General features: G+C 58.2%; 14 protein-coding genes, 2 tRNA genes and 3 rRNA genes. All 19 read left to right on the top strand.

Going from position 1 to position 25,266, the window contains the following annotated elements; genetic code table 11:
• Positions 1-9 precede the first annotated feature (9 nt).
• The 19 genes from ACDZ94_RS03485 to ACDZ94_RS03395 all read left to right on the top strand — a co-directional run bounded on the left by ACDZ94_RS03485 (position 10) and on the right by ACDZ94_RS03395 (position 25,050).
• On the top strand, positions 10-744 hold the full coding sequence (locus ACDZ94_RS03485; protein ID WP_221295651.1) for a hypothetical protein: 735 nt from the start codon (positions 10-12) through the stop codon (positions 742-744).
• Positions 744-1,073, top strand: a complete 330-nt coding sequence (locus ACDZ94_RS03480) for a YqcC family protein (protein WP_064454151.1) — start codon at positions 744-746, stop codon at positions 1,071-1,073. The genes ACDZ94_RS03485 and ACDZ94_RS03480 overlap by 1 nt, the downstream gene beginning before the upstream one ends.
• Before the next feature lie 431 nt (positions 1,074-1,504).
• Entirely contained in the window at positions 1,505-3,229 is a 1,725-nt protein-coding gene (locus ACDZ94_RS03475) for an acetolactate synthase 3 large subunit (protein WP_053258279.1), read from the top strand.
• 2 nt (positions 3,230-3,231) lie between these two features.
• Complete coding sequence (gene ilvN / locus ACDZ94_RS03470) at positions 3,232-3,723, top strand: acetolactate synthase small subunit (RefSeq protein ID WP_003176102.1); 492 nt, start codon at positions 3,232-3,234, stop codon at positions 3,721-3,723.
• 46 nt (positions 3,724-3,769) lie between these two features.
• On the top strand, positions 3,770-4,786 hold the full coding sequence (gene ilvC, locus ACDZ94_RS03465) for a ketol-acid reductoisomerase (RefSeq protein ID WP_007948647.1): 1,017 nt from the start codon (positions 3,770-3,772) through the stop codon (positions 4,784-4,786).
• Between the two features lie 145 nt (positions 4,787-4,931).
• Complete coding sequence (gene pssA / locus ACDZ94_RS03460) at positions 4,932-5,789, top strand: CDP-diacylglycerol--serine O-phosphatidyltransferase (RefSeq protein WP_064454149.1); 858 nt, start codon at positions 4,932-4,934, stop codon at positions 5,787-5,789.
• A gap of 63 nt (positions 5,790-5,852) precedes the next feature.
• Complete coding sequence (gene msrP, locus ACDZ94_RS03455; RefSeq protein ID WP_432751078.1) at positions 5,853-6,866, top strand: protein-methionine-sulfoxide reductase catalytic subunit MsrP; 1,014 nt, start codon at positions 5,853-5,855, stop codon at positions 6,864-6,866.
• Positions 6,866-7,486: a protein-methionine-sulfoxide reductase heme-binding subunit MsrQ gene (gene msrQ / locus ACDZ94_RS03450; protein WP_432751077.1), complete on the top strand. Its 621-nt coding sequence runs from the start codon at positions 6,866-6,868 to the stop codon at positions 7,484-7,486. The genes msrP and msrQ overlap by 1 nt, the downstream gene beginning before the upstream one ends.
• Positions 7,487-8,031: 545 nt before the next feature.
• Positions 8,032-9,568 (top strand): 16S ribosomal RNA (locus tag ACDZ94_RS03445).
• Between the two features lie 82 nt (positions 9,569-9,650).
• Positions 9,651-9,727: transfer RNA gene (locus ACDZ94_RS03440), tRNA-Ile, on the top strand.
• Between the two features lie 30 nt (positions 9,728-9,757).
• A tRNA-Ala gene (locus ACDZ94_RS03435) sits at positions 9,758-9,833 on the top strand.
• 250 nt (positions 9,834-10,083) lie between these two features.
• Positions 10,084-12,975 (top strand): 23S ribosomal RNA (locus ACDZ94_RS03430).
• A gap of 168 nt (positions 12,976-13,143) precedes the next feature.
• Positions 13,144-13,259 (top strand): 5S ribosomal RNA (gene rrf, locus ACDZ94_RS03425).
• The 16S, 23S and 5S rRNA genes sit together here with 2 tRNA genes alongside, the layout of an rRNA operon.
• 137 nt (positions 13,260-13,396) lie before the next feature.
• Positions 13,397-16,849 carry an exodeoxyribonuclease V subunit gamma gene (recC, locus tag ACDZ94_RS03420; protein ID WP_064454146.1) on the top strand — a complete coding sequence of 1,151 codons (3,453 nt, stop codon included), beginning with the start codon at positions 13,397-13,399 and terminating at the stop codon, positions 16,847-16,849.
• Complete coding sequence (recB, locus tag ACDZ94_RS03415) at positions 16,846-20,520, top strand: exodeoxyribonuclease V subunit beta (protein WP_432751076.1); 3,675 nt, start codon at positions 16,846-16,848, stop codon at positions 20,518-20,520. Before recC ends, recB begins: the two co-directional genes overlap by 4 nt.
• Complete coding sequence (gene recD, locus ACDZ94_RS03410) at positions 20,517-22,580, top strand: exodeoxyribonuclease V subunit alpha (RefSeq protein WP_432751075.1); 2,064 nt, start codon at positions 20,517-20,519, stop codon at positions 22,578-22,580. Before recB ends, recD begins: the two co-directional genes overlap by 4 nt.
• A gap of 148 nt (positions 22,581-22,728) precedes the next feature.
• Complete coding sequence (locus tag ACDZ94_RS03405) at positions 22,729-23,295, top strand: YfiR family protein (protein WP_064454143.1); 567 nt, start codon at positions 22,729-22,731, stop codon at positions 23,293-23,295.
• Positions 23,292-24,554: a diguanylate cyclase domain-containing protein gene (locus tag ACDZ94_RS03400; protein ID WP_432751074.1), complete on the top strand. Its 1,263-nt coding sequence runs from the start codon at positions 23,292-23,294 to the stop codon at positions 24,552-24,554. The genes ACDZ94_RS03405 and ACDZ94_RS03400 overlap by 4 nt, the downstream gene beginning before the upstream one ends.
• Before the next feature lie 4 nt (positions 24,555-24,558).
• Positions 24,559-25,050, top strand: a complete 492-nt coding sequence (locus ACDZ94_RS03395) for an OmpA family protein (RefSeq protein WP_064454141.1) — start codon at positions 24,559-24,561, stop codon at positions 25,048-25,050.
• Positions 25,051-25,266: the final 216 nt, after the last annotated feature.

Genomic DNA, 25,266 nt, shown 5'->3' with positions numbered 1-25,266 from the left:
GGGTTTCAAGTGAACAAGTGGTTGATTCCAGCTATTACAGCTCTGGCGGTGCTCAGCGGTTGCTCCAGCGTGCAGCGTGGTTCGATTCCAGTGGTGGATTCGAGCACGACCGTTTCCAACAGCGACCGCATTTCGGCCACTGGCGGCTTCCGTCAGACCGTAGTCAAGCGTCCTGCCCAAGCCACACCGCAAGCCATACCGCAGGATTCGGGCGTGGTGGTGATGGTGCCGGGCGCGGGTGCCGCTACGTCGGCACCGATCAGTGCGGAGCCTTGGACCCCGGGGCCAAGCACGTCGGGGCCAATCGACGCCACGCCGATCCAAACGGCGCCGGTCAACCAGGGCAACTACAACATGCCGTCCACGCCGAGCGGTATTCCGTCGCGTTCGAGCGCTGGCGGTCTGTCGGCTGACGAGCAGCTGGATGGTCCGGTGTTGGCTTTGCTGACCACTGCCCAGCAGCAGCAGGCCGGCGGCGACTTGAACGGTGCGTCGTCGAGCCTTGAGCGTGCCCAGCGTGTGGCACCTCGCGAGCCGCAAGTGTTGTATCGCCTCGCCCAAGTGCGTATGGCTCAGGGTGATGCGCCGCAGGCCGAACAGTTCGCACGTCGCGGCCTGACCATGGCCAATGGTCGTCCAGACCTGCAAGCCAACCTGTGGGCCTTGATTGGTGACGCGCGTGCCGCACAAGGCGATGCTGCCGGGGCCGCTCAAGCTCGGCAAAAAGCCAAGGTCAGCCTCTGATGGATGCACGTTTTCCAGCGATTGCTGAACAGTTATTGCTGATTGAGCGCGAGTTGCGCGTGCAGGGTTGGTGGGACGAAGTGTCCCCCAGCGCCGAGGCGCTCAGCAGCGTCGAGCCTTTCTCGGTTGATACCCTGGACTTTCACCAGTGGCTGCAGTGGATTTTCCTGGTGCGCATGAAGCAGATTCTGCAGCAGGACCTGCCCTTGCCCAATGCGTCAGGGATCATGGAAATGGCCGAGATGGTCTATGCCGATCGGCCGGTCGAGAGCCTGGGTTTACGAAATGCGCTGAAAAAGTTCGACCAACTGATCGTCGACGCTCGTTAATTGCCTGACTGCCGGTTTTTCCGGCAGTCTTGCGCACATTTCTACCGCTTGACGACATTCAGGCGAGTTTTATCCCTCCTCAAACCCCTTTCTTCTACGTTCTCATGCGCTTAGTTGGAAAAAAGCGCAATTATTGCTTGACTTGAAGGGGCTGAAACAGAAGAATCCAAAGTCCGCTGTATCGGGACTGCCAGAAGCAGGCCCGCTCAGCAGATCATGAGGCGCACACCCGCGCCGACCTGTAACACCCGCAACGCGTTACCTCGCGCTGGGTGGGAAAAGCCCGCAACACTTGGGACGATCCCAATACTTGCTCAGTCAGTGCTGACGTAGTCGGCGACCACCGTCGCTCATGCTCTGTTGAGAAGTAAACCTATTAAGACCCGTCGGTTTTTAACGGACGGTATTCTGGCGTTTTAGAGGTGAACAACGTGGAGCTTTTATCTGGTGGTGAGATGCTCGTCCGCTTTTTGCGTGACGAAGGCGTCGACTATATCTACGGGTACCCAGGTGGTGCTCTGCTGCATGTCTACGACGCACTGTTCAAGGAACCGGCTGTTACCCACATCCTGGTGCGCCACGAACAGGCTGCGACCCATATGGCTGACGGTTACGCCCGTGCCACCGGTAAAGCCGGCGTGGTACTGGTAACGTCCGGCCCAGGCGCAACCAATGCCATTACCGGCATCGCGACTGCTTATATGGACTCCATCCCGATGGTGATCATTTCCGGCCAGGTCGCAAGCACCATGGTCGGTACCGATGCATTCCAGGAAACCGACATGATCGGTATCTCTCGGCCGATCGTGAAACACAGCTTCATGATCAAGCATGCCTCGGAAATCCCGGAAGTCATGAAAAAGGCGTTCTACCTTGCACAGTCCGGTCGCCCGGGCCCTGTAGTGGTCGATATCCCGAAAGACATGACCAACCCGGCTGAGAAATTTGAATACGTCTTCCCGAAGAAAGCCAAGCTGCGTTCCTACAGCCCGGCCGTTCGTGGGCACTCGGGGCAAATTCGCAAGGCGGCAGAAATGCTCCTGGCGGCCAAGCGTCCTGTGCTGTACTCGGGTGGTGGCGTGATTCTGGGTGGCGGTTCGGCGCCTTTGACCGAACTGGCCAAACTGCTCAATCTGCCGGTGACCAACACCTTGATGGGCCTCGGCGCATTTCCGGGCACGGACCGCCAGTTCGTCGGCATGCTCGGTATGCACGGTAGCTACACCGCCAACCTCGCGATGCACCATGCCGATGTGATCCTGGCTGTAGGCGCGCGTTTTGATGACCGAGTGATCAATGGCGCGAGCAAATTCTGCCCGAATGCCAAGATCATCCACATCGACATCGACCCGGCGTCCATCTCCAAGACGATCAAGGCCGACGTGCCAATCGTGGGCCCAGTGGAAAGCGTGTTGACTGAAATGGTTGCCGCCCTCAAGGACATCGGCGAAACGCCGAACAAGGAATCCGTTGCCAGCTGGTGGAAGCAGATTGACGAATGGCGCGGTGATCGCGGCCTGTTCCCTTACGACAAGGGCGACGGCAGCATCATCAAGCCGCAAACCGTGATCGAAACCCTCTGCGAAGTGACCAAGGGCGACGCCTTTGTGACCTCCGACGTGGGCCAGCACCAGATGTTCGCCGCGCAGTACTACAAGTTCGACAAGCCTAACCGCTGGATCAACTCCGGTGGCCTGGGCACGATGGGCTTTGGTTTTCCTGCGGCCATGGGTGTAAAGCTGAGCTTCCCCGACACCGACGTCGCGTGCGTCACCGGTGAGGGCAGCATCCAGATGAACATCCAGGAACTGTCGACGTGCTTGCAGTACGGCCTCCCGGTGAAGATCGTCTGCCTGAACAACGGCGTGCTGGGCATGGTTCGTCAGTGGCAGGACATGAGCTACGGTAGCCGTCACTCCCACTCCTACATGGAATCGCTGCCAGATTTCGTCAAATTGGTTGAAGCCTATGGCCACGTCGGCATGCGCATCACTGATTTGAAGGATTTGAAACCGATGATGGAAGAGGCGTTCGCCATGAAGGACCGCCTGGTGTTCCTTGATATTCAGGTTGACACCAGCGAGCACGTCTACCCGATGCAGATCAAAGACGGCTCTATGCGCGATATGTGGCTGAACAAGACGGAGCGTACTTAATCATGCGGCACATTATCTCCCTGCTTCTGGAGAACGAACCCGGCGCTCTGTCTCGTGTTGTCGGCCTGTTTTCGCAACGCAACTACAACATCGAAAGCCTGACCGTGGCCCCGACCGAAGACCCGACCCTGTCGCGCCTGACGTTGACCACCGTGGGCCACGATGAGGTAATCGAGCAGATCACCAAGAACCTCAACAAACTGATCGAAGTGGTCAAGCTGGTCGATCTGTCGGAAAGTGCCCACATCGAGCGTGAGCTGATGTTGGTGAAGGTTAAGGCCACGGGTGCCCAGCGTGCCGAAATCAAACGGACTACCGACATTTATCGCGGGCAGATCGTCGATGTGAGCGCCAGCGTTTATACCGTGCAACTGACCGGTACAAGCGACAAGCTGGACAGCTTCATCCAGTCGATCGGGACGGCCTCGATTCTGGAAACTGTACGCAGTGGCGTCACCGGGATTGCTCGTGGCGACAAAGTACTCAGCATCTAACCCAATTAGTGAATGGCCTAACGGCCTGGATATATAGAGGAACCTCATGAAAGTTTATTACGAAAAAGATTGTGACCTGTCGATCATCCAGGGCAAAAAAGTCGCCATCATCGGCTACGGTTCCCAGGGCCACGCTCAAGCGTGCAACCTGAAAGATTCCGGCGTTGACGTGACTGTTGGCCTGCGTAAAGGCTCGGCCACTGTTGCCAAGGCTGAAGCTCATGGCCTGAAAGTAACTGACGTTGCTTCCGCTGTTGCTGCTGCCGACCTGGTCATGATCCTGACCCCGGACGAGTTCCAGTCCGCGCTGTACAAGAACGAAATCGAGCCGAACATCAAGAAGGGCGCAACCCTGGCCTTCTCCCACGGCTTCGCGATTCACTACAACCAGGTTGTGCCGCGTGCCGACCTCGACGTGATCATGATCGCGCCGAAAGCACCGGGCCACACCGTGCGCTCCGAGTTCGTCAAAGGCGGCGGTATTCCTGACCTGATCGCGATCTACCAGGACGCTTCGGGCAACGCCAAAAACGTTGCACTGTCCTACGCAGCGGGTGTTGGTGGCGGTCGTACCGGCATCATCGAAACCACCTTCAAGGACGAGACCGAAACCGACCTGTTCGGCGAGCAAGCTGTTCTGTGCGGCGGTACCGTTGAACTGGTTAAAGCCGGTTTCGAAACCCTGGTTGAAGCTGGCTACGCGCCGGAAATGGCCTACTTCGAATGCCTGCACGAACTGAAGCTGATCGTTGACCTCATGTACGAAGGCGGTATCGCCAACATGAACTACTCGATCTCCAACAACGCCGAATACGGCGAGTACGTGACTGGCCCGGAAGTCATCAACGCCGAGTCCCGTCAGGCTATGCGCAACGCCCTGAAACGTATTCAGGACGGCGAATACGCCAAAATGTTCATCAGCGAAGGCGCAACCGGCTACCCTTCGATGACCGCCAAGCGTCGTAACAACGCCGCTCACGGTATCGAAATCATCGGCGAGCAACTGCGCTCCATGATGCCGTGGATCGGTGCCAACAAGATCGTCGACAAAGCCAAAAACTAAGTCGTACGCATCAAGAGAAAACGCGGCTTAGGCCGCGTTTTTTCGTTTGGGAGGCAGGTTCTGGTATAAAGCTGCATCGTTTGCGGGCGAACACTCGCCGCAAGTATTTGTCGAATTTTTTTCACACCGTTGCAAGGTAAAGTCCATGAGCGAACGTCCCGACGAGCCAAGCCAGGCTTCTGGCGCCGATAGCCTGCTACCGATCGATGAACATGTCGAAGAAGGGCATGACGCGGAAGGCCGCAAGGTCCGGCATCGTGGCATCTATCTCCTGCCCAATCTGTTCACCACCGCGAACCTGTTTGCCGGGTTCTATTCCATCATCAACTCCATGAGCGCTCAGAGCGCATTGGCGGCGGGTGATGCGGCGAGTGCCAGCAAGTATTTCGGTTTTGCTGCCATCGCAATCTTTGTGGCCATGGTGCTCGACGGCCTTGATGGTCGTGTCGCGCGCATGACCAATACCCAAAGCGCCTTCGGTGCCGAGTACGACTCGTTGTCGGACATGGTCGCCTTTGGTGTGGCGCCTGCACTGCTGGCGTTCGCTTGGGCGCTGGGTGATATGGGTAAGGTCGGCTGGATGGTTGCCTTTATCTACGTCGCGGGCGCAGCTTTGCGGCTGGCGCGCTTCAATACCCAGGTGGGTACCGCCGACAAGCGTTACTTCATTGGTCTCGCGAGCCCCGCTGCTGCGGGAGTGGTGGCGGGTATCGTCTGGGCGTTCAGTGACTACGGGATACAGGGATCGAAGATGTCTTTCCTGGTGGCCTTGATGGTTGCCGCGGCCGGGATGTTGATGGTCAGTAACATCAAGTACAACAGCTTCAAGGAGTTTGACCTCAAGGGGCGCGTGCCTTTCGTGGCTATCCTGGTGGTGGTACTGGTGTTTGCCGTCGTGTTCAGTGACCCGCCGCGCATATTACTGCTGGCATTTTTGGTCTATGCCGCTTCGGGGCCGATTCAGTACCTGCTGCATCTTCGTCGGGACAAAACATTGCCTTAATGTAATATTCCCCATACTCCGCAGTCTATTGGTGCATCAGTTCTCCAATGCTGCGGAGTTGCCATGTTAATCAAGACCCCCAAAGCGTCCGATTGCCACGAATCGGATGTCACCCCTGAATCCTTCTATCTCTCTCGCCGTAGCTTGCTCGGCGGTGCGCTTGCCGGTGTCGCTGCGAGTACGTTGCCGCGTTGGGCGAGTGCGGACGATGCTGCGCGTTACGCTGATGTCGAACCGGGTAACGCTCCGAGCTGGTTTGCCGAGAAACTGCCAAGTACCCAGTGGCAGGCTGTCACGGTCAAGGGCGAAGCCATCACTCCGTTCAAGGATGCAACCCACTACAACAACTTCTATGAGTTCGGCACGGATAAGGGCGACCCAGCGAAGAACGCGGGTTCACTCAAGACTGAGCCCTGGAGTGTGGTCATTGATGGGGAGGTCGCGAAGCCTGGGCGTTATGCGCTGGAAGACTTCATGAAGCCTTATCAGTTGGAAGAACGCATTTACCGGCTGCGCTGTGTCGAGGCGTGGTCGATGGTGATTCCGTGGATGGGCTTTCCAATATCAGCCTTGCTCAAACAGGTTGAGCCAACCTCCAAGGCCAAGTACGTACGCTTTGAAACGCTCCAGGACCCCAAAAGCATGCCGGGGCAGCGCTCCAGCTTCGGCTTGATCGACTGGCCTTATGTAGAAGGGCTGCGTCTGGATGAGGCGATGAATCCGTTGGCGATCCTTGCGGTTGGCATGTATGGGCGTGAGTTGCCTAACCAGAACGGTGCGCCATTGCGTTTGGTGGTGCCGTGGAAGTATGGATTCAAGAGTGTGAAGTCCATTGTGCGTATCAGTCTGGTGAGCGAGCAGCCTAAGACCACGTGGCAGAGTATTGCGGCCAATGAGTATGGGTTCTACGCGAACGTGAATCCTACAGTCGATCATCCTCGCTGGACCCAGGCGCGGGAGCGTCGTCTGCCGAGCGGCTTGTTCAGTCCGAATGTGCGCGAGACGCAGATGTTCAATGGCTACTCGGATGAGGTCGCTTCTCTTTATACAGGCCTCGATTTGCGGAAGAACTACTGATGCGTTATCCGATCTGGCGCGTTGGCGTCTTTATAGCCCCGGCGATATGGCCATTTTTCTGGCTGTATGAGGCGTGGAGCTCTGTGCTCGGGCCGGATCCCGGGAAAGTGTTGATGGATCGACTGGGGCTTGGAACGTTGATTCTGTTGCTGATCACGCTGTGCATGACGCCACTGCAGAAACTCAGCGGGTGGGCGGGGTGGATAGCCGTCCGCCGACAGTTGGGGCTCTGGTGTTTTGCGTATGTGGCTCTGCACCTGGCGGCTTATTGTGTGTTCATCCTTGGACTTGATTGGTCGCAATTTGGTGTAGAGCTGCGCAAGCGGCCTTACATTATTGTGGGCGCGCTGGGTTTTCTCTGTTTATTGGTGCTGGCGGTGACGTCAAATCGTTATAGCCAGCGTCGGCTCGGCAGCCGTTGGAAGAAGCTGCATCGTCTGGTGTATGTGATTCTTGGGCTTGGTTTGCTGCATATGCTTTGGATCGTGCGGGCCGACCTGAAGGAGTGGGCTATCTATGCATCTATAGGCGCGTTGCTTTTGCTCTTGCGGATTCCACCAGTGATGCGTCGAATTCCCCGCCTTATTGCGAAAAAACCACTTTCTACGACAAAAGCGTAATTAGCGCTTGACGGCAAATTCTGGAAGTCTATAATTCGCCCCACTTCCGGCGCAGTCGAAACGGAAAACTCCTTGGTAAACAAAGAGTTATGCAGAGTTCGACAGCGAGTTGCTTCAGTTCATCGAAGCCCAGAAGGAGTTGGTAGGGCAGTGTTGTTTGGCTCTATTAACGTTTCGATCCTCTCGGTCGAAAGCGGAGAAAAAGAGGTGTTGACAGCAGCGTGTAACGCTGTAGAATTCGCCTCCCGCTAACGAGAGATCGGAAGCGCAAGTGGTTGAAGTTGTTGAAGAATTCTTCGAAAACTTCTGAAAATAATCACTTGACAGCAAATGAGGCTGCTGTAGAATGCGCGCCTCGGTTGAGACGAAAGATCTTAACCAACCGCTCTTTAACAACTGAATCAAGCAATTCGTGTGGGTGCTTGTGGAGTCAGACTGATAGTCAACAAGATTATCAGCATCACAAGTTACTCCGCGAGAAATCAAAGATGTAACCAACGATTGCTGAGCCAAGTTTAGGGTTTCTTAAAAACCCAAAGATGTTTGAACTGAAGAGTTTGATCATGGCTCAGATTGAACGCTGGCGGCAGGCCTAACACATGCAAGTCGAGCGGTAGAGAGAAGCTTGCTTCTCTTGAGAGCGGCGGACGGGTGAGTAATGCCTAGGAATCTGCCTGGTAGTGGGGGATAACGTTCGGAAACGGACGCTAATACCGCATACGTCCTACGGGAGAAAGCAGGGGACCTTCGGGCCTTGCGCTATCAGATGAGCCTAGGTCGGATTAGCTAGTTGGTGAGGTAATGGCTCACCAAGGCGACGATCCGTAACTGGTCTGAGAGGATGATCAGTCACACTGGAACTGAGACACGGTCCAGACTCCTACGGGAGGCAGCAGTGGGGAATATTGGACAATGGGCGAAAGCCTGATCCAGCCATGCCGCGTGTGTGAAGAAGGTCTTCGGATTGTAAAGCACTTTAAGTTGGGAGGAAGGGCATTAACCTAATACGTTAGTGTTTTGACGTTACCGACAGAATAAGCACCGGCTAACTCTGTGCCAGCAGCCGCGGTAATACAGAGGGTGCAAGCGTTAATCGGAATTACTGGGCGTAAAGCGCGCGTAGGTGGTTTGTTAAGTTGGATGTGAAATCCCCGGGCTCAACCTGGGAACTGCATTCAAAACTGACTGACTAGAGTATGGTAGAGGGTGGTGGAATTTCCTGTGTAGCGGTGAAATGCGTAGATATAGGAAGGAACACCAGTGGCGAAGGCGACCACCTGGACTAATACTGACACTGAGGTGCGAAAGCGTGGGGAGCAAACAGGATTAGATACCCTGGTAGTCCACGCCGTAAACGATGTCAACTAGCCGTTGGGAGCCTTGAGCTCTTAGTGGCGCAGCTAACGCATTAAGTTGACCGCCTGGGGAGTACGGCCGCAAGGTTAAAACTCAAATGAATTGACGGGGGCCCGCACAAGCGGTGGAGCATGTGGTTTAATTCGAAGCAACGCGAAGAACCTTACCAGGCCTTGACATCCAATGAACTTTCTAGAGATAGATTGGTGCCTTCGGGAACATTGAGACAGGTGCTGCATGGCTGTCGTCAGCTCGTGTCGTGAGATGTTGGGTTAAGTCCCGTAACGAGCGCAACCCTTGTCCTTAGTTACCAGCACGTAATGGTGGGCACTCTAAGGAGACTGCCGGTGACAAACCGGAGGAAGGTGGGGATGACGTCAAGTCATCATGGCCCTTACGGCCTGGGCTACACACGTGCTACAATGGTCGGTACAGAGGGTTGCCAAGCCGCGAGGTGGAGCTAATCCCACAAAACCGATCGTAGTCCGGATCGCAGTCTGCAACTCGACTGCGTGAAGTCGGAATCGCTAGTAATCGCGAATCAGAATGTCGCGGTGAATACGTTCCCGGGCCTTGTACACACCGCCCGTCACACCATGGGAGTGGGTTGCACCAGAAGTAGCTAGTCTAACCTTCGGGAGGACGGTTACCACGGTGTGATTCATGACTGGGGTGAAGTCGTAACAAGGTAGCCGTAGGGGAACCTGCGGCTGGATCACCTCCTTAATCGACGACATCAGCTGCTCCATAAGTTCCCACACGAATTGCTTGATTCATTGAAGAAGACGATAAGAAGCAGCCCGAAATTGGGTCTGTAGCTCAGTTGGTTAGAGCGCACCCCTGATAAGGGTGAGGTCGGCAGTTCGAATCTGCCCAGACCCACCAATTTTGTGTGGGAAACGCCTGTAGAAATACGGGGCCATAGCTCAGCTGGGAGAGCGCCTGCCTTGCACGCAGGAGGTCAACGGTTCGATCCCGTTTGGCTCCACCACTACTGCTTCTGAAGTTTTGAAAGCTTAGAAATGAGCATTCCATCGTTATGATGGTGAATGTTGATTTCTAGTCTTTGATTAGATCGTTCTTTAAAAATTTGGGTATGTGATAGAAAGATAGACTGAACGTTACTTTCACTGGTAACGGATCAGGCTAAGGTAAAATTTGTGAGTTACTCGTAATTGAGTATTATCGAATTTTCGGCGAATGTTGTCTTCACAGTATAACCAGATTGCTTGGGGTTATATGGTCAAGTGAAGAAGCGCATACGGTGGATGCCTTGGCAGTCAGAGGCGATGAAAGACGTGGTAGCCTGCGAAAAGCTTCGGGGAGTCGGCAAACAGACTTTGATCCGGAGATGTCTGAATGGGGGAACCCAGCCATCATAAGATGGTTACCTTACACTGAATACATAGGTGTATGGAGCGAACCAGGGGAACTGAAACATCTAAGTACCCTGAGGAAAAGAAATCAACCGAGATTCCCTTAGTAGTGGCGAGCGAACGGGGACTAGCCCTTAAGTGGCTTTGAGATTAGCGGAACGCTCTGGAAAGTGCGGCCATAGTGGGTGATAGCCCTGTACGCGAAAATCTCTTAGTCATGAAATCGAGTAGGACGGAGCACGAGAAACTTTGTCTGAATATGGGGGGACCATCCTCCAAGGCTAAATACTACTGACTGACCGATAGTGAACTAGTACCGTGAGGGAAAGGCGAAAAGAACCCCGGAGAGGGGAGTGAAATAGATCCTGAAACCGTATGCGTACAAGCAGTGGGAGCCCACTTTGTTGGGTGACTGCGTACCTTTTGTATAATGGGTCAGCGACTTATTTTCAGTGGCGAGCTTAACCGAATAGGGGAGGCGTAGCGAAAGCGAGTCTTAATAGGGCGTCTAGTCGCTGGGAATAGACCCGAAACCGGGCGATCTATCCATGGGCAGGTTGAAGGTTGGGTAACACTAACTGGAGGACCGAACCGACTACCGTTGAAAAGTTAGCGGATGACCTGTGGATCGGAGTGAAAGGCTAATCAAGCTCGGAGATAGCTGGTTCTCCTCGAAAGCTATTTAGGTAGCGCCTCATGTATCACTGTAGGGGGTAGAGCACTGTTTCGGCTAGGGGGTCATCCCGACTTACCAAACCGATGCAAACTCCGAATACCTACAAGTGCCGAGCATGGGAGACACACGGCGGGTGCTAACGTCCGTCGTGAAAAGGGAAACAACCCAGACCGTCAGCTAAGGTCCCAAAGTTATGGTTAAGTGGGAAACGATGTGGGAAGGCTTAGACAGCTAGGAGGTTGGCTTAGAAGCAGCCACCCTTTAAAGAAAGCGTAATAGCTCACTAGTCGAGTCGGCCTGCGCGGAAGATGTAACGGGGCTCAAACCATACACCGAAGCTACGGGTATCACGTAAGTGATGCGGTAGAGGAGCGTTCTGTAAGCCTGTGAAGGTGAGTTGAGAAGCTTGCTGGAGGTATCAGAAGTGCGAATGCTGACATGAGTAACGACAATGGGTGTGAAAAACACCCACGCCGAAAGACCAAGGTTTCCTGCGCAACGTTAATCGACGCAGGGTTAGTCGGTCCCTAAGGCGAGGCTGAAAAGCGTAGTCGATGGAAAACAGGTTAATATTCCTGTACTTCTGGTTATTGCGATGGAGGGACGGAGAAGGCTAGGCCAGCTTGGCGTTGGTTGTCCAAGTTTAAGGTGGTAGGCTGGAATCTTAGGTAAATCCGGGATTCTAAGGCCGAGAGCTGATGACGAGTCATCTTTTAGATGACGAAGTGGTTGATGCCATGCTTCCAAGAAAAGCTTCTAAGCTTCAGGTAACCAGGAACCGTACCCCAAACCGACACAGGTGGTTGGGTAGAGAATACCAAGGCGCTTGAGAGAACTCGGGTGAAGGAACTAGGCAAAATGGCACCGTAACTTCGGGAGAAGGTGCGCCGGTGAGGGTGAAGGACTTGCTCCGTAAGCTCATGCCGGTCGAAGATACCAGGCCGCTGCGACTGTTTATTAAAAACACAGCACTCTGCAAACACGAAAGTGGACGTATAGGGTGTGACGCCTGCCCGGTGCCGGAAGGTTAATTGATGGGGTTAGCTAACGCGAAGCTCTTGATCGAAGCCCCGGTAAACGGCGGCCGTAACTATAACGGTCCTAAGGTAGCGAAATTCCTTGTCGGGTAAGTTCCGACCTGCACGAATGGCGTAACGATGGCGGCGCTGTCTCCACCCGAGACTCAGTGAAATTGAAATCGCTGTGAAGATGCAGTGTATCCGCGGCTAGACGGAAAGACCCCGTGAACCTTTACTATAGCTTTGCACTGGACTTTGAATTTGCTTGTGTAGGATAGGTGGGAGGCTTTGAAGCGTGGACGCCAGTTCGCGTGGAGCCAACCTTGAAATACCACCCTGGCAACTTTGAGGTTCTAACTCAGGTCCGTTATCCGGATCGAGGACAGTGTATGGTGGGTAGTTTGACTGGGGCGGTCTCCTCCTAAAGAGTAACGGAGGAGTACGAAGGTGCGCTCAGACCGGTCGGAAATCGGTCGTAGAGTATAAAGGCAAAAGCGCGCTTGACTGCGAGACAGACACGTCGAGCAGGTACGAAAGTAGGTCTTAGTGATCCGGTGGTTCTGTATGGAAGGGCCATCGCTCAACGGATAAAAGGTACTCCGGGGATAACAGGCTGATACCGCCCAAGAGTTCATATCGACGGCGGTGTTTGGCACCTCGATGTCGGCTCATCACATCCTGGGGCTGAAGCCGGTCCCAAGGGTATGGCTGTTCGCCATTTAAAGTGGTACGCGAGCTGGGTTTAGAACGTCGTGAGACAGTTCGGTCCCTATCTGCCGTGGACGTTTGAGATTTGAGAGGGGCTGCTCCTAGTACGAGAGGACCGGAGTGGACGAACCTCTGGTGTTCCGGTTGTCACGCCAGTGGCATTGCCGGGTAGCTATGTTCGGAATAGATAACCGCTGAAAGCATCTAAGCGGGAAACTAGCCTCAAGATGAGATCTCACTGGGACCTTGAGTCCCCTGAAGGGCCGTCGAAGACTACGACGTTGATAGGTTGGGTGTGTAAGCGCTGTGAGGCGTTGAGCTAACCAATACTAATTGCCCGTGAGGCTTGACCATATAACACCCAAGCAATTTGCATGCTCCGAGCTGAAAAGCGAAAGAGACCAGATTGCGGTGTGTGAAGACGATAGAACCGAAAGTTCGAATCTCACAAAACACCGAAAGCTATCACATACCCAATTTGCTGAAGCGAGGCCATCTGGTCACGACTCAGTACCCGAATTTCTTGACGACCATAGAGCATTGGAACCACCTGATCCCATCCCGAACTCAGCAGTGAAACGATGCATCGCCGATGGTAGTGTGGGGTTTCCCCATGTGAGAGTAGGTCATCGTCAAGATTAAATTCCAGAACCCCTGTTTGCTAACGCAAACAGGGGTTTTGTTTTGGGCGGTCGAAAAGTACAAAGGGGCTTATTGCGGCCGCCTACAGTGCTAAAGTCCATGCCTCGATTTTGCTTTTCCCAAGGAAGCCGTTATGCCGGATGCGACGTCCCTCAGCGCTGGATTTATGGTGGTTCACGGCAACCGTCTGGACGAACTGCGCAGCCTGGTCGTCAGCTGGATGCGTCGTTATCCGCTGGCCCCCCTGGAAAACGAAATCGCGCTGGTCCAAAGCAACGGCATTGCCCAATGGCTCAAGTTGGCTTTGGCCGAAGACCCCGAAGAAGATGATATGGGCGGCTGCGGCATCGCCGCCGCTATCGACGTGCAACTTCCCGGCAGCTTTATGTGGCAGCTCTATCGCATGGTCCTGGGTAAGGATGAAATCCCGCCCAAGTCTCTGCTTGATAAAGCCCCCCTGACCTGGCGCCTGATGCGCCTTCTACCAGAGCTCATCGATCAAGCGCATTTCGAGCCGCTGCAGCGTTTCCTCACCCACGACACTGACCTGCGCAAACGCTATCAACTCGCAGAGCGATTGGCCGACTTGTTCGACCAGTACCAGGTCTACCGCGCCGACTGGCTGGAAGACTGGGCCGCCGGCCGTCACCAACTGCGCAACGGTCGAGGCGAGTCCAAGCCACTAAACCCAGCGAACTGCTGGCAAGCAGAGTTATGGCGTGCACTGCTACTGGATGTAGGTGAAGAGGGCATGGCTGAAAGCCGCGCCGGTGTTCATCAGCGTTTCATTGAACGGATCAACACCCTTGAAAAAGCCCCCCAAGGCCTGCCGTCCCGAGTGATTGTTTTCGGCATTTCCTCTTTGCCCGCACAGGCGCTGGAAGCGCTCGCTGGCCTGGCGAGATTCAGCCAAGTCTTGCTGTGCGTACACAACCCTTGCCGCCACCATTGGTCTGACATCGTCGCGGACAAAGACCTGCTGCGCAACGAGTACAAACGGCAAGCGCGCAAAGTCGGAATGCCAGTCACCATCGACCCGCAAACCCTGCACCAGCATGCGCACCCGCTGCTCGCCGCCTGGGGCAAACAGGGCCGTGACTACATCAGCCTGCTGGACAGTTACGACGACCCCAACAGCTACCGCGCCGCCTTCCGTGACGGGCGCATCGACCTGTTCAGCGAAAGCGAACCGACCACGCTGCTCAACCAGTTGCAGGACGACATTCTCGAACTGCGCCCACTCAACGAAACGCGTGAGCTGTGGCCCGGCGTCGACCTCAATAACGACAGCTCCATCCGCTTCCACATTGCCCACAGCGCCCAACGCGAAGTGGAAATTCTCCACGACCAACTGCTCCAACGCTTCAGTGCCGACCCTACGCTGCGCCCGCGCGACATCATCGTCATGGTCCCCGACGTTGACAGCTACGCACCGCATATTCGCGCCGTGTTCGGCCAACTGGAAAGAACTGACCCACGCTTTATCCCCTTCACCCTTACCGACCAGGGCCAGCGCGGCCGCGACCCTCTGCTGATCGCCGTCGAACACTTGTTGAAACTCCCGGACAGCCGCTTCCCGGTGAGCGAAATTCTCGATCTGCTCGACGTTCCTGCATTGCGCGAACGTTTCGCGATCAAGGAGCGCGACCTGCCCACACTGCACCGCTGGATCGAAGGCGCCGGCATCCGTTGGGGCCTTAACGCCGAGCAACGTGCCGGCCTGGGCTTGCCAAACGAGCTGGAGCAAAACAGTTGGCGATTCGGCTTGCGCCGCATGTTGTTGGGCTATGCCGTCGGCACCGGCGCGGCCTGCGATGGTATCGAGCCCTATGATGAAATCGGTGGTCTCGATGCCGCATTGATTGGCCCGCTGGTCGCCTTGCTGGATGCATTGAATGACGCGCATCAAGCCTTGTCCCAACCAGCGCCTCCAACAGAGTGGGGCGCGCGTCTGCAGCGCCTGATGCAGTTATTCTTCCTGCCCAGCAGTGAACATGACGACTACCTCCTGGGCCAACTCGAACAACTCAGAGAGACTTGGCTAGAGACCTGCGAGTCCGTCGGCCTGCAAGACGAGTTACCTCTCACCGTAGTCCGCGAAGCCTGGCTGGCCGGTCTGGACCAAGGCCGCCTGTCCCAGCGCTTCCTCGCAGGCGCTGTCAATTTCTGCACACTGATGCCTATGCGCGCCATCCCGTTCAAGCTTGTCTGCCTGTTGGGTATGAACGACGGCGACTACCCGCGCGCCCAACCGCCGTTGGACTTCGACCTGATGGGCAGCGACTACCGCCCCGGCGACCGTTCACGCCGTGAAGACGACCGCTACCTGCTGCTCGAAGCCCTGCTGTCAGCCCGCGACCAGCTGTATATCAGTTGGGTCGGCCGCAGCATCCGTGACAACAGCGACCGCCCGGCCTCCGTACTGATTGGCCAACTGCGCGATCATCTCGCCAGCGGATGGCACAACGCACAAGCAGAAGAACCGCTGCTGGAAGCGATGACCCAGGAGCACCCACTCCAACCGTTCAGCGCACGCTACTTCCATGCCGGCGACCCACTGTTCAGCTACGCACGTGAGTGGCAGTTGCTCCACGAAGCGTCCGATGTCCCCACACAAGAACACGAACTGGCGCCACACCAACAAGAAGAACCTTTGAGCCTTGGCCAGTTGCAGGATTTCCTACGCAACCCAGTCAAACATTTCTTCAGCCAGCGTCTGAAAGTGTTCTTCGAAGCCGCTGAAGTGCCTCTGGCCGATGAAGAGCCCTTCGTCCTCGACGCGCTGCAACGCTACAGCCTCAGCGACAGCCTGCTGAACGCCGCGCTGACCCAGCCCGATCACGTGGATCAGGCCCTACACGCCCAGGCGCTGCGCCTGCAAGGCAGTGGCCTGTTGCCAATGGTCGGTTTTGGCGAGTGCCTGCGTAACGAACTGATCGAGCCATTGCCCGATTTGCTGCAGCGTTATCAACACTTACTGGCGCTGTGGCCTACTCCACAAACAACCGCCGAGCCGATCAGTTTTGAGCACCAAGGTCTGCAGCTGGAAGGCTGGATTAGTGGCCTGCATGGGCGCAGTGATGGCGGGTTGTTAAGTGTGACCACCATTCCCAACAGCATTGGCTCAATCAAGACCCGCAAGTGGCATCGCCTGATTCGCCCATGGGTCAATCACGTCGTTGCCTGCGCCTGCGGCCTGCCACTCAGCACCGGCTTGGTCGCGAGTGACGACACCTTGTTACTGGGCCCACTGGATACATCCAATGCTCAGGAAATCCTCGGCAACCTACTGCTGGCCTGGCACACCGGCATGCGAAAACCGCTCCCCGTGGCCGTGAAAACCGCCTTTGCCTGGCTCGGCCAAACCGACCCCGTCAAGGCCCAGGCCGCCGCGAGCAAAGCCTACGAAGGCGACGGCCTGACCACCGACGGCGAACGACGAGAAACCCCGGCGCTCACCCGCCAGTTCCCCGACTACGCCACCCTGGTAGCCAGCGAAGAATTCGAAGGTTGGTGCGAAACCCTGTATCGCCCGTTGCTCAACGCCCCCTGGCGATCGCTCACCCGTGAGGAGGCCAGCGCATGATCGGCAAACCTTTAGCCCTGGCCTTCCCGCTAAAAGGCAGCCAGCTGATTGAAGCCAGCGCCGGCACCGGCAAGACCTTTACCATTTCCGCCCTGTATTTGCGCCTGGTACTTGGCCATGGGGGTGATGAGTCCGGCTTCGGTCGCGAACTACTGCCACCGCAAATCCTTGTGGTGACCTTCACCGACGCGGCCACCAAAGAGCTGCGCGAACGCATCCGTATCCGCCTCGCCGAGGCGGCGCGTTTTTTCCGCGACGAAATCGACCAGCCTGACGCCCTGATCGCCGACCTGCGCGATCAATACCGCCCCGAGCAATGGCCTGCCTGCGCCAACCGTCTGGACATCGCCGCCCAATGGATGGACGAAGCGGCCGTCTCGACCATCCACAGTTGGTGCCAGCGCATGCTGCGCGAACACGCGTTCGACAGCGGCAGCCTGTTCACCCAGACCCTGGAAACCGACCACAGCGACCTGCTCGGCGAAGTGCTGCGCGACTACTGGCGGCTGTTCTGCTACCCGATGCATGACGACGCACTCAATTGGGTACGCAAAAACTGGAGCGGCCCCGCCGCGCTGATGCCGCGCGTGCGTGCGCTGTTCGGCAGCGAACGGCCTACTGACGAAACCCGCGAGCCAGCCGAGCTGATCAACGCTTGCCTGCAAGAGCGCCGCGAAGCGCTGGTCACCCTCAAGGCACCCTGGCAACAATGGGCCGCCGAGCTGCGTGATATCTGCCTGCAGGCCGTGGCCGCCAAAGCCGTCGACGGCCGCAAGATGCAAGCGCGTTACTTCGAGCCCTGGTTCGAAAAGATCAGTGCCTGGGCCGCTGACGAAACCCTCGAGCAGTTGGACATCGGCACCGGCTTCACCCGCCTCACGCCCGACGGCATGGCCGAAGCCTGGAAGGGCGAACCGCCGCGCCACCCTGGCATTGACGCCATGGCCAGTCTCAAAGCCAGCCTCGATGCCTTGCCAACGCCCGACGCTGCGGTGTTGCAACACGCCGCCGGCTGGGTGGGTAAACGTTTCGAAGAAGAAAAACGCCGTCGTGCCGAAATGGGCTTCGACGACATGCTGATTCGCCTCAACGCCGCCCTGCAAGCCGAAGGCGGCGAGCGTCTGGCCAGTGTGATCCGCGAGCAGTTCCCCGTGGCGCTGATCGATGAATTCCAGGACACCGACCCGGTGCAATACAGCATCTTCGACAGCATCTACCGCATCGAAGAAAACCACCTCGACAGTGGCCTGTTCCTGATTGGTGACCCCAAGCAGGCGATCTACGCTTTCCGCGGTGCCGACATCTACACCTACTTGCGCGCCCGCCAGTCCACCGCTGGCCGCCATCACACCCTGGGCACCAACTTCCGCTCCAGCCATGCGATGGTCGAGGCGGTGAACCACGTGTTCCAACGCGCGGAAACCGGCCGTGGTGCGTTCCTGTTCCGCGAGCCGAATGGCGACAACCCGGTGCCGTTCCACTCGGTGTTATCCCAAGGCCGTAAAGAGCAACTGCAGGTCGATGGTCAAACGCTGCCGGCGATGAACCTCTGGCACCTGCCCACCGACCAGCCGATTTCCAACGCGGTGTATCGCCAGCAACTGGCTGCCGCCTGCGCCACGCAAATCGTCGCGTTACTCAATGGCGGACAGCAACGCACTGCCGGTTTCCTACAAGAGGATGGCAGTTTCAAAGGCGTACTCCCGTCAGACATCGCCATCCTGGTGCGCGACGGCAAGGAAGCTCAAGCCGTGCGCGCTGAGTTGGCCGCCCGTGGCGTGCGCAGCGTGTACCTGTCCGACAAAGACTCCGTCTTCGCCGCCCAGGAAGCCCATGACCTGCTGGCCTGGCTCAAGGCCTGCGCCGAACCGGACGTCGAGCGCCCGCTGCGCGCCGCCCTGGCCTGCGTCACCTTGAACCTCTCATTGCCGGAACTGGAACGTCTGAATCAGGACGAACTGGCGTGGGAAACCCGCGTGATGCAGTTCCGTGGCTACCGTGCAATCTGGCGCACCCAAGGCGTGCTGCCGATGCTGCGGCGCCTGCTCCACGATTTCAAACTGCCGCAAACCCTGATCGCCCGCAGCGATGGCGAACGTGTGCTGACCAACCTGCTGCACCTCAGCGAACTGCTGCAACAGGCCGCGTCGGAACTGGACGGCGAACAAGCGCTGATCCGCCATTTGGCCGAACACTTGGCGCTGTCTGGTCAGGCCGGTGAAGAACAGATCCTGCGCCTGGAAAGCGATGAGCAACTGGTCAAAGTGGTCACCATTCACAAGTCCAAAGGCCTGGAATACGACCTGGTGTTTTTGCCCTTTATCTGCTCGGCCAAACCGGTGGATGGCAGCCGATTGCCGCTGCATTACCACGACGAACACGGCAAATCCCACGTCAGCCTGCGGCCCAGCGCCGAGTTGATCGCCCAGGCCGACGATGAGCGCCTGGCCGAAGACCTGCGCTTGTTCTACGTTGCACTGACCCGCGCCAAACATGCCTGCTGGCTCGGCATTGCCGACCTTAAGCGTGGCAATACCAACAGCTCCGTCTTGCACCTGTCAGCGCTGGGTTATCTGCTCGGCGCCGGCGCATCGCTCGGCGAATCCGCCGGCCTGGCGCGCTGGCTGCTGGACTTGCAGGAAGGCTGCGCAGCCATCCACTACGCCCACGTGCCCGACGCGCTAGACATCCTGTTCCACCCGCCGCGCAACGAAGCCACCTTGCTCGCGCCCTTGCTGCCCAAGCGCAAGGCTGCCGAGAACTGGTGGATCGCCTCCTACAGTGCATTGCGCATTGGCGACAGCATGAGTGCCGCCCCCCCCGAAGCGCCGGAAAACCCACAGGCCCAGAAGCTGTTCGATGACGAACGCCTCGACCCTGATGCTCCGCGCGAAGTGGCGGCGTCTGGCGGTGACATTCACCGTTTCCCACGTGGCCCTAATCCGGGGACTTTCCTCCACGGCCTGTTGGAATGGGCGGGTGAGGAGGGCTTCAACGTGACACCCGAGGCCATCGAAAAAGCCGTGGGCGCGCGCTGCAACCGGCGCAATTGGGAAGGTTGGATCGTCACCCTCAGCGGTTGGCTCGGCCATCTGCTGCAAACCCCGCTGCCTGTGGATAACGACCACGTCACCCTGAGCAGCCTGCAGCAGTACCAGATTGAAATGGAGTTCTGGTTCGCCAGCCACAAGGTCGACGTGCTCGCCCTCGACAAGTTGGTATGCCAGCAGACCCACAATGGTGTGTCCCGGGTCGCCGCCGAACCGGTGTTGCTCAACGGCATGTTCAAGGGCTTTATCGACCTGACCTTCGAACACGACGGCCGCTATTACGTGGCCGACTACAAATCCAACTGGCTCGGCCCCGACGATTCGGCCTACACCCAAGACGCGATGGAACAGTCGATCCTCGAGCATCGGTACGACCTGCAATATGTACTTTACCTGCTGGCTCTGCACCGCCAGCTCAAGGCACGCCTGCCGGATTACGACTACGACCGTCACGTCGGCGGTGCGCTGTACCTGTTCCTGCGCGGCACTCAGGCGGCCAGCCAAGGCGCGTATTTCACTCGGCCACCACGTGAACTGATCGAAGGCTTGGACCTGCTGTTCCAGGGCAAACCCATACCGCCCAAAGTCGAACCTGCCTGGGAACAAGGAGTGCTGCTATGAGCCTGTCGCCGTTACCGCTTGAGGAACTGCTGCCGCTCAGCCGCGCTGCCGACTTGCTGCAACTGCTGGAACGTTGGGTCGACCGAGGCTGGCTGCGCGCCTTGGACAAAGCCTTCGTCGGCTTCCTCCACGAACTCGACGCGCAAGCCGATCCGTTGGTGCTGCTGGCTGCGGCATTGACCAGCCATCAATTGGGCCATGGCCACGTGTGCCTCGACCTGTTCGAAACCCTTAAGGCGCCGGACTTTGCGTTGTCACTGCCACCCGAAGGCGACGTGCAAACCGGTGCCATGCTGTTGCCGTCGCAACTGCTCACCGGCCTCGACGGTGCGCATTGGTGCCAAGCGTTGGCCGCCAGTCACCTGGTCGCCCTGGCGGTTGATGGCAGCGAAGCCGCTCACAGCCGGCCATTGGTGCTGTCTGGCAAACGTCTGTACCTGCGCCGTTACTGGACTTACGAGCGGCGTATCGACACGGCGCTGCGCCTGCGCCTGGCGACCGCGGAAAACGTCGCCGCCGATTTGCCCCAGCGCCTGAACCGTCTGTTTGACCAACCGCCACCCGACGGCGTCATCGACTGGCAAAAACTCGCCTGCGCCCTGGCCACTCGCGGTGCATTCAGCATCGTCACCGGCGGCCCCGGCACTGGCAAAACCACCACCGTGGTGCGCCTGCTCGCCCTGTTGCAGGCCCCCGCTGTGGAAGCCGGCAGCCCGTTGCGCATCCGCCTCGCCGCGCCCACCGGTAAAGCCGCCGCACGCCTCACCGAATCCATCAGCCAGCAAGTGCTGTCGCTGAACGTGCCTGACAGCGTGCGGGAAAAAATCCCGACCCAGGTCACCACGGTTCACCGCCTGCTCGGCAGTCGCCCGGGCACGCGGCACTTCCGTCATCACATTGGCAACCCTTTGCCTTTGGATGTGCTGGTGGTGGACGAAGCCTCGATGATCGACCTGGAAATGATGGCCAACCTGTTGGACGCCTTACCGCCCCACGCCCGCTTGGTGTTGCTGGGCGACAAGGACCAACTCGCCTCGGTGGAGGCCGGCGCCGTGCTCGGCGATTTGTGCCGCGACGCTGAAGCCGGTTGGTACAGCCCCGACACACGCCAATGGCTGCAAGCCGTGAGCGGCGAAGACCTCAGCACCAGCGGCCTCCACGAAGACCTCGACGGCAGCCATCCGCTGGCTCAGCAAGTGGTGATGCTGCGCTACTCGCGACGTTTTGGCGAAGGCAGCGGTATCGGCCAACTGGCGCGTTGGGTCAACCAGCAAAACGCCGAAGAGGCGCGCAAACTGCTGGCCGCTCGCAGCCACAGCGACCTCTTCTGCCTCAGCCTCAAGGGCGAACACGACCAGGCCCTGGAGCGGCTGGTGCTGGATGGGCAGGGCGACGACGCCCAAGGTTATCGCTATTACCTCAACCTGCTGCAAAGCGCGCGCCCGGCCCTCGACACCCCGCGCGAAGACGCCGCCTGGACGCACTGGGCGCAACAGCTGCTGCAAGCGTTCGATGCCTTCCAACTGCTCTGCGCCGTGCGCAAAGGCCCTTGGGGCGTGGAAGGGCTGAACCTGCGCATCACCGCCGCCTTGCGCAAAGTGCGGCTGATCGAGGGTGATGACCAATGGTACGAAGGCCGCCCGGTGCTCATGACCCGCAACGATTACGGCCTGGGCCTGATGAACGGCGACATCGGCATCGCGCTCAAACTGCCCGAAAGCGACGATGGCCCACAGGTATTGCGCGTAGCCTTCCCACGCAACGATGGCCAAGGCGGTGTGCGCTTTGTACTGCCCAGCCGTCTGAACGATGTGGAAACCGTGTACGCCATGACCGTGCACAAATCCCAGGGCTCGGAGTTCACCCACACCGCGTTGATCCTGCCGGACGCGCTGAACCCGGTGCTGACCAAAGAGCTGATCTACACCGGCATCACCCGTGCCAAACGCTGGTTCAGCCTGATCGAGCCGCGGGGTGGCGTCTTTGAGGAAGCCGTGCGCCGCAAGGTCAAGCGCCTGAGTGGTTTGATGTTGGAGCTGGACGCTGCGGATAAAAACTGACTGATCGGTCATGAAATATTTCTGATTCGATCGTCTGATTTTTCTGAAAAAATAGCAGGCCTCGCGAAAGCACGCTTTCCCGGGGCTTTGCGCCGCTGTGCTATCGTTGCGGCATCACCTTGAAAAAATACCTGAAGAGAATTGCTGCATGAACGTGGCTGTCTCGCCCACAGAGCGCAGTTTGAGCTGGAGACGCATGTTACTGGTGGCGCTTGTGTGCGTGCTCGCGCCGCGAGCATTTGCCCAGGCACCCAGCCCGGCGGACCAACGCGCCCAGGCGGTGACTCAGGTGGTGCTCGGTATTCTCAGTTATGCACGCTGGCCCGTAGAGCCTGCGCAATTGCGCCTGTGCATTGTCGGGCCGACCCAATACACCGACGACCTGGTCAAGGGCACGACCCAGGCGACCGGCCGTCCGGTTGTGGTGCAGCGCCTGCTGGCCGATCACCCCGATATTGTCAGTGCGTGCGACGCCGTGTACATCGGCAAACTCAGCGCCGATGAGCGCACCCGGCTGTTTACCTCATTGATTGGTCACCCGGTGCTCAGCATCAGCGAAGGTGGCGACCAATGCACTGTGGGCAGCCTGTTCTGCCTGCGCGTGGGTGATCAGCAGGTGTCGTTCGAGGTCAACCTGGATTCCGTTGCCCGCAGTGGCGTGCGCATCCACCCCAGCGTGTTGCAGTTGTCCCGCCGTCGAGCGACGGTGCCATGAGGGCTCATAACGCGCGGCCCACCCTGCGTTCAGTCATCGGCCGAGGGCATCTGATTCTGGCGCTGGTAGCGGTGACCCTGGCCAGCGTGTCCCTGACCCTGCTCGGCGTGTTGGCGCTGCGCGTGTATGCCGATCACAACCTGCACCTGATCGCGCGCTCCATCAACTACACCGTGGAAGCCGCGGTGGTGTTCAACGACAGTGCCGCCGCCACCGAAGCCCTCAGCCTCATCGCCTCCACCGAGGAAGTGGCCCAGGCGGAAGTGTTCGATGCCAACGGCAAGCTGTTGGCCCAATGGTCACGGCCGGAAACAGGCATGTTGTCCCAGGTCGAACTGGCGCTGGCGCATGCTTTGCTCGAACAGCCCATCAGCCAGCCGATTTTGCGTCAAGGGCAAACGGTCGGCAGCATTCATGTGGTCGGCCATGGCGGCAGCCTGCTGCGCTTCCTGCTCAGCGGCCTGGCCGGCATCGTGATTTGCACGGCCCTCAGCGCCTGGGTGGCGTTGTACTTGGCGCGGCGCCTGTTGCTGGGCATCACCAAACCGTTGCAAAGCCTTGCCGCCGTAGCCCACGCCGCCCGCAGCGAGCGCGATTTCGACCGGCGCGTACCCCCGGCGCAGATCGCCGAGCTCGACAGCCTGGGCAGTGACTTCAATGCCCTGCTCGGCGAGATGGAAGCCTGGCAAAGCCACCTGCAAAGCGAAAACGAAACACTCGCCCACCAGGCCAGCCACGACAGCCTGACGGGGCTGCCCAATCGCGCGTTTTTCGAAGGCCGGCTGATCCGCGCCCTGCGCAGCGCCGCCAAGATCAATGAGCGAGTCGCCGTACTGTTCCTCGACAGCGACCGTTTCAAAGACATTAATGACAACTTCGGCCACGCCGCCGGTGATGCCGTGTTGGTGGCCGTTGCCGAGCGCGTGCGCGCGCAATTGCGTGAAGATGACTTAGTGGCGCGCCTGGGCGGCGATGAATTCGCGATCCTGCTCGCGCCCCTGCACAAGGTGGAGGACGCCCAGCGTATCGCCGACAAGATCATTGCCAGCATGGACAAGCCGATCCCACTGCCCGGCAACACCCAAGTTGTAACCTCCCTCAGTATCGGCATTGCCGTTTACCCCGATCATGGCGCCACTCCCGGCACCTTGCTCAATGCCGCTGATGCGGCGATGTACCAGGCCAAACGCTTATCCCAGGGCGGCCAGCAAACGGCGGAATCGGAGCCCACCGCCGCAAATGTTAACCACAGGAGTTGATCCCTTGTTCTCGAACGCGCGTTTTATGTTTATCACTTTACTGGTGGCCTTCCTTGCCCTCGGCGGCTGCCAGACAGCCCCACCCAAAGGCCTGACACCGGCGCAAGTCGCAGTGCTCAAACAGCAAGGTTTCGAACTCACCGACGAAGGCTGGGCGTTCGGGCTCTCGGGCAAAGTGCTGTTCGGCAGCGACGTTGAAAGCCTCAACAAAGCCAGCACCGACATCGTCGAACGTATCGGCAAGGCCCTGGTGGGCGCGGGCATCGAACGCGTGCGCGTCGACGGCCACACCGACGCCTCGGGCAAAGAGAGCTACAACCAGCAACTGTCCCTGCGCCGCGCCAAAAGCGTGGGCAAAGTGCTGACGGGTGTGGGCATGAAGGAAGAAAACATTAAGCTGCGCGGCTTGGGCAGCAGCGAACCGGTGGCGTCTAACACCACGGTGGCGGGGCGCACGGAGAATCGTCGAGTGTCGATTGTGGTGATCGCGGACTAACCGCTTAACCCGTTCCAATGCTGCAATGCGGTCAAATGTGGGAGCTGGCTTGCCAGCTCCCACACTTATTTGTGCATGACCAAAGTTCTGCGTCCTTCGCAGTTCAAATGTGGGAGCCGGGCTTGCCCGCGATGGCGGTGTATCAGCAGCAGATAAGCTGCCTGACCCACCGCCATCGCAGGCAAGCCAGCTCCCACACTTATCTGTGTCTGACCA

Origin of the sequence: Pseudomonas sp. UBT, from assembly GCF_050915955.1 — a bacterium.
In the GTDB taxonomy this organism is placed as follows: domain Bacteria; phylum Pseudomonadota; class Gammaproteobacteria; order Pseudomonadales; family Pseudomonadaceae; genus Aquipseudomonas; species Aquipseudomonas antarctica_A.
The sequence above is the reverse complement of the archived record's forward strand: the minus strand, read 5'-3'. Positions and strand labels throughout refer to the sequence as shown.

Bases quoted from the DNA above. Each gene is read 5' to 3' on its own strand.
- recC (WP_064454146.1), top strand. From the start codon at position 13,397: ATGCCGGATGCGACGTCCCTCAGCGCTGGATTTATGGTGGTTCACGGC.
- ACDZ94_RS03480 (WP_064454151.1), top strand. From the start codon at position 744: ATGGATGCACGTTTTCCAGCGATTGCTGAACAGTTATTGCTGATTGAG.
- ilvN (WP_003176102.1), top strand. From the start codon at position 3,232: ATGCGGCACATTATCTCCCTGCTTCTGGAGAACGAACCCGGCGCTCTG.
- recD (WP_432751075.1), top strand. From the start codon at position 20,517: ATGAGCCTGTCGCCGTTACCGCTTGAGGAACTGCTGCCGCTCAGCCGC.
- recB (WP_432751076.1), top strand. From the start codon at position 16,846: ATGATCGGCAAACCTTTAGCCCTGGCCTTCCCGCTAAAAGGCAGCCAG.
- ACDZ94_RS03400 (WP_432751074.1), top strand. From the start codon at position 23,292: ATGAGGGCTCATAACGCGCGGCCCACCCTGCGTTCAGTCATCGGCCGA.
- msrQ (WP_432751077.1), top strand. From the start codon at position 6,866: ATGCGTTATCCGATCTGGCGCGTTGGCGTCTTTATAGCCCCGGCGATA.
- msrP (WP_432751078.1), top strand. From the start codon at position 5,853: ATGTTAATCAAGACCCCCAAAGCGTCCGATTGCCACGAATCGGATGTC.
- pssA (WP_064454149.1), top strand. From the start codon at position 4,932: ATGAGCGAACGTCCCGACGAGCCAAGCCAGGCTTCTGGCGCCGATAGC.
- ilvC (WP_007948647.1), top strand. From the start codon at position 3,770: ATGAAAGTTTATTACGAAAAAGATTGTGACCTGTCGATCATCCAGGGC.
- ACDZ94_RS03405 (WP_064454143.1), top strand. From the start codon at position 22,729: ATGAACGTGGCTGTCTCGCCCACAGAGCGCAGTTTGAGCTGGAGACGC.